This is a genomic window from Microcystis sp. M079S1, assembly GCF_020246425.1.
In the GTDB taxonomy this organism is placed as follows: domain Bacteria; phylum Cyanobacteriota; class Cyanobacteriia; order Cyanobacteriales; family Microcystaceae; genus Microcystis; species Microcystis aeruginosa.
The window spans coordinates 1-9,890 of the sequence record NZ_JADBSZ010000084.1; the positions used below are offsets into that span (position 1 = coordinate 1).

8 protein-coding genes and 1 pseudogene are annotated in these 9,890 nt (G+C 40.9%); 2 read left to right on the plus strand and 7 right to left on the minus strand.

Translation table 11 applies throughout. From position 1 onward, the window contains the following. Positions 1–128: 128 nt before the first annotated feature. A pseudogene (locus tag IM456_RS05280) lies at positions 129–530 on the minus strand (4-Cys prefix domain-containing protein); the annotation flags it as partial. On the opposite strand from IM456_RS05280, the gene IM456_RS05285 reads away from it, so the two are divergent. Further along, positions 529–741: a hypothetical protein gene (locus IM456_RS05285; RefSeq protein ID WP_287693661.1), complete on the plus strand. Its 213-nt coding sequence runs from the start codon at positions 529–531 to the stop codon at positions 739–741. The pseudogene IM456_RS05280 and the gene IM456_RS05285 sit on opposite strands and share 2 nt — an antisense overlap. A 214-nt stretch (positions 742–955) precedes the next feature. Beyond that, complete coding sequence (locus tag IM456_RS05290; RefSeq protein WP_287693663.1) at positions 956–1,849, plus strand: DNA adenine methylase; 894 nt, start codon at positions 956–958, stop codon at positions 1,847–1,849. Positions 1,850–2,065: 216 nt separating this feature from the next. Here the strand turns inward: IM456_RS05290 and IM456_RS05295 are convergent, their stop codons facing one another. The 6 genes from IM456_RS05295 to IM456_RS05320 form a co-directional block, all read right to left on the minus strand. Beyond that, the gene (locus IM456_RS05295) at positions 2,066–2,446 is read right to left on the minus strand and encodes a restriction endonuclease (RefSeq protein WP_287693665.1); all 381 of its coding nucleotides are present in this window, start codon (positions 2,444–2,446) and stop codon (positions 2,066–2,068) included. A gap of 27 nt (positions 2,447–2,473) precedes the next feature. After that, positions 2,474–5,215, minus strand: a complete 2,742-nt coding sequence (locus IM456_RS05300; protein WP_287693667.1) for a KGGVGR-motif variant AAA ATPase — start codon at positions 5,213–5,215, stop codon at positions 2,474–2,476. Then, positions 5,212–5,634, minus strand: coding sequence for a hypothetical protein (locus tag IM456_RS05305; RefSeq protein ID WP_239698037.1), 423 nt, complete (start codon positions 5,632–5,634; stop codon positions 5,212–5,214). The genes IM456_RS05300 and IM456_RS05305 overlap by 4 nt, the downstream gene beginning before the upstream one ends. An 86-nt stretch (positions 5,635–5,720) precedes the next feature. Beyond that, complete coding sequence (gene tkt / locus IM456_RS05310) at positions 5,721–7,727, minus strand: transketolase (RefSeq protein ID WP_287693670.1); 2,007 nt, start codon at positions 7,725–7,727, stop codon at positions 5,721–5,723. 82 nt (positions 7,728–7,809) lie between these two features. Further along, positions 7,810–9,060, minus strand: a complete 1,251-nt coding sequence (gene fabF / locus IM456_RS05315; protein WP_002789439.1) for a beta-ketoacyl-ACP synthase II — start codon at positions 9,058–9,060, stop codon at positions 7,810–7,812. 70 nt (positions 9,061–9,130) lie between these two features. Next, on the minus strand, positions 9,131–9,379 hold the full coding sequence (locus tag IM456_RS05320) for an acyl carrier protein (protein ID WP_079209653.1): 249 nt from the start codon (positions 9,377–9,379) through the stop codon (positions 9,131–9,133). Between the last annotated feature and the right edge of the window lie 511 nt (positions 9,380–9,890).

The window sequence follows — 9,890 nt, forward strand, 5'->3', positions numbered from 1 at the left end:
AAATCCTTATCTGGCAAAAGACTTAATTGATTAGTTCGCTCTAGAGCAAAAACAATTGACAAAAATCGCTAAATGCCTTTCTATATAAGGGTTACATCCCTTATAACCCCCGTCCATTGCATAACACAAACCGAAGAGCCTTTTAATTCTTGTTCTAAATTCTGTCCTTCAATATATTCTTGTACCAAATATTGACGGTCATCATCATGATTGAGATAGGCGAAAAGTTCAGGGATTTGGGGATGTTTTCCTAACTTCTCTAATTGGATTGCTTCTTTTTCAAATAATTCTGAGGCTTTCTCAATTGTATCAGTCCCTTGAGCCGAAGGAAAAAACTGTTTAATCACACAATAAGGTCGAGAAGGCTTACTGTAATCTATCGCCTTAAAAGTGCGACCAAATCCTCCTTGACCAATTAATTGAGTTGCTTGATAACGCTCTTGTAAGAACAATTTCGAGCGGCATTTTTCACAGAATTTATTGCCATCTGGATTGGCGGAGGAACAATTAGGATTGAGACACAGACTCATGGTTTTTACTCCTTTAAGTAGTTGGGTTGACGTTAAAAAAGTAGCTGTTGGTTATGTTGGGTTTCCTGTCTTAGCTGTTGGTTATGTTGGGTTTCCTGTCTTAGCTGTTGGTTGTGTTGGGTTTCCTGTCTTAGCTGTTGGTTATGTTGGGTTTCGTGCCTCAACCCAACCTACGGTACTTCTTCCTACTTTACATTTTTACATGAACTAAGCCTAAAGCCTAAACTATGTTAACCTATAACCACACAAAAAAAACCGCTTGCCCGGGCTTTTTCCACAAAACCAAAGTTTTAATTAACCTAACAACGCTTTTGCCTTCGCTACCACGTTATCCACGGTAAAACCGAACTTCTCTGACATTCCTAGATAAAATATCGTAATTTTGTTAAAATAATCTCAAAGAAAAGCCTCTAAAATCAAAGGTAATGTCCAAAATCGCTAAAAAACTTAGTAATTCTCCTTTTCGTTATCCCGGCGGTAAATTTTATGCCCGTAAGCTAATCTTAGCTTGTCTTCCTAGTCACCATAAGTATTGTGAACCCTTTGCGGGGGGAGCATCTATATTCTTTGCTAAGGAAAGTGTAGCAGAGAATATTCTCAATGACAAAGATGAGGAATTAATGAACTGTTATCGACATATCAAAGATCATCTTAATAGTCTAATTGAATTATTAAAAGGTCTAAACGCTACCAAAGAATTACACAATTATTATAAAAATGAATTTCAACCAGCCAATGACCTAGAAAGAGCCATGCGTTGGTATTATCTAAATAGAACTTCCTACTCAGGAATTATGAAACTTGAAAATTGTTATTGGGGCTATGGTGATAAGTATTCTATGCGTCCTGAAAACTGGCCTTCTCACCTAAAAACCACTTCGGAAAAACTGCAAAATGTCAATTTATCTTGTTTAGATTTTGAAGATTTAATCAATCAATTACCCGATGATTACTTTTTATTTGTCGATCCTCCTTACTTTCAAGCAGATCAAAATAAATTCTATTCCTGCTTCTTCAGTCTAGAAGATCATGAAAGGTTATGTAAGACGTTGAAAAAACATCAACATCGATTTAAATTTCTTTTGACTTATGATAATTGCTCCGAAATTAGAGAAATGTATGATTGGTGTATTTCTTTACAAGATAATGAATGGAATTACACTATTAATCGAACTGATGATCAAAAAAATGGTTTAAAATTAGAACATGGTTATCAGAGTGAAAGACGCAAGGGCAAGGAGGTATTTATTGCTAATTATGATCTTCAGAAACCTGCAAGATTTACACCTCTACAATTAAGTTTATTCGATGTATCTTGATTCCTAATTTTAATCAAGTAAATCCTCTATTTTTTTGATCGGGAGCCATGGTTGTAGAGGTTCAGCCGTATTAACATCAAAGAAATTTTTGGGATAATTAGGGATGAAATTATAGTTTTGATCCTGGCATTTCTGGCGAGAACAATTGATATTATTGGTTTGATTTGCTGTTAAATCTTTACTTCTGGCAACGTACATTTTTAAAAGGGCTTCTTCTTAATTATTAATATTAATTTTGCTTAAAAATATTTGCTCTTTTGGTGTGGGATTCCAAACAAATAGTCCTGTTTCTAAATTGGTCTGAAAAAAAGCATTGGCAAGAGATGTAATCACTAAATCAAAATCTGTTTCAATATATTGATCTTTGTGAATATTTAGGCTTGTTGAAGGTATTCCTATCAATTTAGACCTTTGTTCTGCCGCTTTGTCTCCTAAGGTTCTTGATCTCATACATTTGACTTCAATAAAAGGTCTGATACCTCCCTGAAGACGGAAACTACCTTTTTTGGCTAACTTACATTCAGCAGAGTATTTTTTGGCGTTTTTTTGATTGATAATAGCTACGTCTGTTGTGAAAAGCTGATAACAATCAATCATATAGTCATTGCCAAAAAGCTCGAACCATTAAAAATTTGATTTCCCCAAAACTTTGCGCTTTAAAGCTAGAACACGAGGACGCGCACCTTGACTAGAAAATCCTAACCCTTCACGGAATATTTCGGGCATATAATAACGAACTGCATCTTCTTTATCCTTGTCCTCATAAATTACTCCCATTTGCTCAAGAACATTGACTGTATCAGCATCCAGATTAAACTGTTCTAGAGAAAAAGGAATTTTTTTATCACTATATTGAGGTAAACTTTCTGCCCAGCTTTTAAATATGGGATATTCTTGCTTAGACTCGTCAACTTTTTCTTCACTACAGGGTTCAAGCGCTCGTCGAATCGCTTGGGGAGGTAACAGTCTAGTATTCGACCATTTAGAAAATTGTATTTCTTCTTTTTTTTCTACAGTAATATTAGCAGCATGGTACAAAAATCTCACAATATCCCTCGCTTGCAGTCTTCCATTAAAATCGGTTAAAGCTGCAAAAATCCAATTATCTGACTTAGCTTCTCTTGCATTATCTGCTCCTAATTTTTTGCCCCAAAGTAATTCTAATTTTTCTTTTAAATCTTCAATTGAACAATCGAATAAATCTTGAGGGTTAGCATTAATAACCGATGATTGTATGCAGAGCCAATAGGAAAGTTTAAGAAACGATTCTAGATTCCAAGATAGATCATAATTACGATATAAGTTTTCAAATTGTTGCGAGTTTTGTGTGATTGTATATCTCAAGAAATCTCGACGCAGAAAGACAATCAATCCGAGATTAGATTGCCGAATTTCTGATAAATTATTGGGTAAATGATCGATCAAAGCTTTCAAGGCTTTTCGTTGAAGGTTATCGTTATCATTGGCAACATTAGGAAAAGCATCTTCTAATCCATCAAATAAAAATATAATCTTCGAGTTTTTTTGTTGAAGGTATTCATGCAGTTTATGTAATTGACAATTTTCAGGATTATAACCTAAAACTCTCGAAATTTCTTTGATCCAAAAATTTTTCCAATCAACCTCAGTCCAATCCTGATTTGATAGCGACTGCGTGATTCTGTCTCTTAAATCCGACGAGGAAAATTGATAATCATTATTAAGAACATTATTAACATTTTGCCGTGCTTGCTCAAGAATATTTTTGGCCTTATCATTTAAATTTTGTGATTGCAGTAAAGGAAATATTAAACCGAGATTTTCTAGGGAATTTTCTTGATTTTGAGGATCAACTTTATTTAAAAAATTTTCCCAAGACTGTAGGCGAGATAGCTGAATATAATTAAAGGTTTTTCCCGCACCTTTAGCACCAATTGAGATAACATTAGGTAGTTTATCTTGAAAATTACGAGCGAGATTTTTCAATGGCTCGGTAATGAGTAAATCTTCCCCTTGTCCCTTTTCTGCATAAATATATTTATTGCAAGTATCCCTGAGTTTTTTCACATCATCTAAGGAGTTATCTGAAGGTGTGGCTGATGCAATGCTATTATTAGATAATTTATCTTCTGCCCATTGTCTTGCCAGTTCCATCAAGAAAGTTGAACTTAATTTGTTTTGAGCTTCGTCCCAATTGTTAACATATAGCAACTCTTGGGCGAAATAAGTTTCTTTAATATCCAGTCTAGTAGTATATAAACTCTCATTTTTGGGTTGAACATAAGCCGACTGTAATTGCTCTAAAATATTCTCAAATGCTGATAAATTTCTGACTTCTGGGGTTAAAAAACTAATAATTATCGAAGGATCATAATAATTACCATCCTTTACTTTTAAATCACTGGGAGCTAGTAAGCCAATTTTTTCTAAAACCATCCTGACACCTCGCCAAGATTGCTCATTAACTGTTGTTACTAAAAATCTTTGGATTCTAGAGTCAAATAAAATTGGGCTAGAAATTTCACTTAATCCTGCTCTTAAATCAATAAATATATAATCTACTGCTAATTTTTGCCCTAATTGATAAATTGCATCCCCTACCTCCCAAGCACCCGATGGATTTCTAGCTAAATTCTCTGGAAGTATAGGAGTATCTAAGAGTTCTTCTTCTTCAATAAAAGCGGGGAGAAAATATAAAGTTGATTTATTTTGCTGTTTGGCAGTTTTCTTAATTTCTTGAGTTACCCAAGAGAGTGCCACCTCTAGAGATGGCTTGGGATATTGATAAACTTCCAAAAAATTGCTCAAAGATACGGTTGCCTGTTGATTTTCATACCTTTGCCAATAGGTTAACCCCGGAGCCTCTAAATCTGAGTCAATAACTAAAATTTTAATTGGTTTATTTATATCTTTTGCTCTTGCTAAGAGAGCAAGAATATAAGCGGCTAAATGTAGGGTTCTTCCCACACCACCTTTAAAAGAATAAAAAGCAATAATTTCTGGCTTATCTTGATAAGCATTGGGTAAAAAATTATCCGATTGCTCTGAATCTGTATTTTCTTTTAAATAAGCGACTTCCTGCCAAAAAGGTCGAATCGATGGAGAAAAATAAGAACTATTATCTATTAAAATAAATTCTACAGGAATAGAAGCATTATCAATATCTAGCTGAATAATTTGTTCTGATTCTTGATACCAATCTCCGAACCATTCTTTTAATATTGAGTTAGCTTTTGGTTGATCATCTTGATTTTGAATACCAATCTCTAAAGCACTACTAAAACAACTAATTTTAACAATACCATCAGGTAAGTCATTTCCGTTAGCGGTTTCGCGAGCAATTTTTCTTTTAATATCAAACCAAGTTAGTAATGTCCGTCTTCTCATAGTCCCTGCAACTCCTGTGCAATCCAACTTAATATATCTAACAATTTTTTTTCTAATTCATTATCCTTAATATTGTCACAGCATCCCCCATATCGCCACATTTGATTAATTTCAGCGCAAGAAAACTTTCTCTCTTGATTCTTTTTTAAAGGGTTCATACTTAATTGTGAGGGAAGTTTTAGGTTTTCTCCCGCACGCAGTTTGTCTAGTAACTTATTTATATCATGCTGTACCTCAACTAATTCTGGACAAGAATCGGTGCAATCTTTGCTTTGTCTTTTCAGTAAAACTGCTTTGAGACCACATTCAACGGAGTAAAATAGCAATAAACGATGAGCGTTAGTTATGGTTTTGACCTTTGCCGCTCGTTGATTTTCTCTCCATGCTTTTTGTAGTTCTCTGTCTGTAAAAGGAATCACCCAGTCAACCCTTTGCACGATATAGTTCCATCTTAAACACAAAAAACCCGCTTGCGCGGGCTTTTTCCACAAAACCAAAGTTTTAATTAACCTAACAACGCTTTTGCCTTCGCTACCACGTTATCCACGGTAAAACCAAACTTCTCTAGAATCACACCCCCCGGAGCAGAAGCGCCGAAGGTATCAACCCCCAACACATCCCCCTCATCGGTGATGTAGCGATGCCAACCCATGGTTGAACCCGCTTCCACTGCGAGACGTTTTTTCACTGCTTTCGGCAATACCGATTCTTTGTATTCTGCCGATTGTTCCTCGAATAGCTCCCAACAGGGCATAGAAACGACGCGAGCTTTAATTCCTGCCTCTTTTAACACCGCAGCAGCTTTATCGCAGAGATATAACTCGCCCCCCGTACCGATGAGAATGACATCGGGAGTACCTTCGCAATCGGTGATAGTATAAGCACCTTTAGCCACACCCGCAAGGGAAGTTCCCGCTAAATTGGGCAGATTTTGACGGGAGAGAGCCAATAAAGTCGGGCGTTTCTTTTCGCTCACCGCTACTTTATAAGCACCGGAAGTTTCCGTACCATCTCCCGGACGCATGACTAACAGGTTAGGAATAGCGCGCAGAGAAGCAACGTGTTCCACGGGTTGGTGAGTCGGTCCATCTTCCCCTAGGGCAATGGAATCGTGAGTCATTACCCAGATGACGCGAGTTTCTGACAATGCCGATAAACGGATAGAATTCCGCATATAGTCGGTGAAAATCAGGAAAGTTGCCCCGTAGGGAATCAATCCCGTGTTATGGAGAGCAATACCGTTACAAATCGCCCCCATCGCGTGTTCCCGCACGCCAAAATGGACGTTACGCTCCTGATAACTGCCTTTTTGGAAATTACCAAAATGCTCTAATTCCGTGTAGTTAGAGTGGGTTAAATCCGCCGAACCACCGATTAAACCGGGTAAAACCCCCGCAAGCGCATTTAAGCAGATTTCCGAGTGTTTACGACTAGCGAGCGCCTTATCTTCGGGTTTATAAACCGGTAAAGCTTGCTCCCAACCTTCCGGCAGTTGACCGGTGGTTAACTGTTCAAATAAAGCCGCTTCTGCGGGATATTTGGCCTGATATTCGTTAAATAACTTATTCCAGTCCGTTTCTGCCGTCGCTCCCTTGTCCACTGCTTGCCGGAAACGATTTAACACCTCATCGGGAACCACAAACGGCTCGTATTGCCAACCTAACGCTTTCCGGGTTAACTCGATTTCTTTTGCTCCTAAAGCTGCCCCGTGAACATCGGCGGTATTAGACTTATTGGGGGAACCATAACCGATGGTGGTGGTGATTTTAATCATCGAGGGTTTATCGGTGACAGCTTTGGCAGCCGCAATCGCATTGGCAATGGCATCTAAATCGGTGTTACCATTCTCGACCTGCTGAACGTGCCAACCGTAGGCTTCAAAACGCTTGCTCACGTCTTCGGTGAAAGCGATATCGGTGGAACCATCGATCGAGATATGGTTATCATCATAGAGAGCGATTAACTTGCCTAAACCCCAGTGACCGGCTAAAGAACAAGCTTCCCCGGAAATCCCCTCCATATTGCAACCATCACCCAAAATCACATAGGTGTAATGGTCGATAATTTTGGCATCCGGCTTGTTGAAACGGGCCGCTAAATGGGCTTCTGCTAGGGCCAAACCGACACCATTGGCAATCCCTTGACCCAGAGGACCAGTGGTCACTTCCACCCCTTCAGTGACGAAATTTTCGGGGTGGCCAGGGGTTTTCGATTTCCACTGCCGGAATTGTTTAATTTCCTCTAGGGGAACGCTATCGTATCCGGTCAGGTACATCAAAGCATACTGCAGCATACAACCGTGACCGGCGGAGAGAACAAAACGATCGCGATTGACCCATTGGGGGTTTTTCGGGTTAAAACGCAGGAATTGATCCCAGAGGACAAAGGCCATGGGTGCGGCCCCCATCGGCAGTCCGGGGTGTCCCGATTTAGCTTTTTCTACGGCATCCACCGCTAAAAAACGCACCGCATTAATACAAAGTTCTTCGAGGGATTGGGAGGCGACAACCATAATGTTTTTTAGAATGAACTACAAAAATAAGACCAGGTTAAAGAGGGAGCCACTCACAGATTACTCTTTCGGGGGCATCGACTCAAGCATATTTTCTAAAAGCTAGGGTGACGTTATGGCCACCAAATCCAAAGGAGTTGGAGAGGGCAGCGTTAACTATCTGCTGACGACTTTCGTAGGGGACGTAATCGAGATCACAATCGGGGTCAGGATTGTCAAGGTTGAGCGTCGGGGGAATCCGATCATTAGCGATCGCCATTACCGTGGCCACGGCTTCAATGCCGCCAGAACCGCCTAAAAGGTGGCCTGTCATCGATTTGGTGGAACTGACGGGGATTTGGTAGGCCGATTCTCCTAAAGCTTTTTTAATCGCCTTGGTTTCCGTGGGATCATTGGCTCCCGTACTGGTCCCGTGGGCGTTGATGTAGCTAATTTCCGCCGGAGTCAAACCGGCATCTTTGATCGCTAATTCGATCGCTCTGGTGGCCCCACGACCATCGGGAACCGGTGCCGTCATGTGATAGGCATCGCAAGTCAGACCATAACCGATCATTTCGGCGTAAATCCGCGCCCCACGGGCTAAGGCCGTTTCTAATTCCTCTATAATCAAGATTCCTGCCCCTTCCCCCATGACAAAACCATCCCGGTCCTTGTCAAAGGGACGACTGGCCCGGGTGGGGTCATCGTTGCGGGTGGACAGGGCCTTAGCGGAGGCAAAACCAGCCAATCCTAGGGGGGTAACGGCGGCCTCCGTCCCACCGCAGATCATCGCTTTGGCCAAACCCCTTTGTACTAGACGAAAAGCATCGCCGATGGCATTGGAACCGGCGGCGCAAGCGGTCACGGTGCAGTTACTCGGTCCTTTGGCCCCCGTGTGGATGGCGGTTAAACCAGCGGCCATATTGGCAATCATCATCGGGATCATGAAGGGACTACACCGGCTCGGACCTTTTGTCAAGTAAATTTCCTGTTGATCCTCAAGCACTTTTATGCCACCCACGCCCGTACCGATTAGTACGCCTATATCATCGGCATTGAGAGCGTCGATAACTAATCGAGAATCTTGCAGTGCTTGCAAACTGGCGGCGACGGCAAATTGAGCGAAACGGTCCATGCGCTTTGCCTCTTTGCGATCCACATAGTCGTGGGGGTCAAAACCCCGCACTTCCCCAGCAATGCGACAAGCGTGACGGGAGGCATCAAAGTGTGTAATTAAACCAATGCCACTTTTGCCGTTGATTAAGCCTGTCCAATAGTCTGCTAGATTATTGCCGAGGGGAGTGATTGCACCCATCCCCGTGATGACAACCCTTTTTAATGGCAATTCTGTCATGTTTGTTCAAAAATAAGGGCAGATTTTGCCCCAGATATTTAAGGCTAAATTGTCAATTTTCCCGCAATAATTAGGCGGTTGCTCCTACTTTCTCGCTAATATGGTCAACAGCTTTGCCCACAGTGTCAATTTGTTCGGCCGCTTCGTCGGGAATTTCAATATCAAATTCTTCCTCTAAAGCCATCACTAACTCGACCACATCAAGGGAATCAGCTTGCAGATCATTAGCAAAGCTTGCGTCGGGAGTAACTTTTTCCGGCTCTACTTCTAATTGTTCCACAACAACTTTTTTAACTCGATCGAAAATGTCTGCACTCATGGATGTCAATTTTTATCCGCTGGTTTACCGGACTCTAGCCTCTAGGGTCTGGGGAAATGGGGCGGTGTTACCATTTCCGACAATAAATTTCGGTTAGCTTTTTCACTGACCATTTTTCATCTTACTGGAAGTTGTTCCCCTCTTGATGAAGTTTTTTCGCGATCATCGGGGAAGTGGGGTAGTGGGGTAGTGGGGTAGTGGGGAAGTGGGGTAGTGGGGTAGTGGGGTAGTGGGGTAGTGGGGTAGTGGAGCATTTGGATGAAATTTCCCTAAACCCCTAAATCCCTATCACCCCAAAACCCTATCACCCTGACTCCTATCTCCTGAATAAAAAGCCAAAATATAACGGATAACTCCGAAATTCAGATAATAATCATCGGAAATTTTGGGTCTGAAACCCCGCCGTTCTAGGTTGGCTTTACGTTAGAATTAAAAGGCCAGTCTCGAAAACCAAGTGGACGGCGCAGCACCTTGAAAACTCGGCTTAGGGGGTTCCGACCAGAAAAGCTTG

Excerpts from the sequence above, each read along its gene's own strand:
- IM456_RS05285 (WP_287693661.1), top strand. The coding sequence starts at position 529 with ATGGTTTTTACTCCTTTAAGTAGTTGGGTTGACGTTAAAAAAGTAGCT.
- IM456_RS05290 (WP_287693663.1), top strand. The coding sequence starts at position 956 with ATGTCCAAAATCGCTAAAAAACTTAGTAATTCTCCTTTTCGTTATCCC.
- IM456_RS05295 (WP_287693665.1), bottom strand. The coding sequence starts at position 2,446 with ATGATTGATTGTTATCAGCTTTTCACAACAGACGTAGCTATTATCAAT.
- IM456_RS05300 (WP_287693667.1), bottom strand. The coding sequence starts at position 5,215 with ATGAGAAGACGGACATTACTAACTTGGTTTGATATTAAAAGAAAAATT.
- tkt (WP_287693670.1), bottom strand. The coding sequence starts at position 7,727 with ATGGTTGTCGCCTCCCAATCCCTCGAAGAACTTTGTATTAATGCGGTG.
- fabF (WP_002789439.1), bottom strand. The coding sequence starts at position 9,060 with ATGACAGAATTGCCATTAAAAAGGGTTGTCATCACGGGGATGGGTGCA.
- IM456_RS05320 (WP_079209653.1), bottom strand. The coding sequence starts at position 9,379 with ATGAGTGCAGACATTTTCGATCGAGTTAAAAAAGTTGTTGTGGAACAA.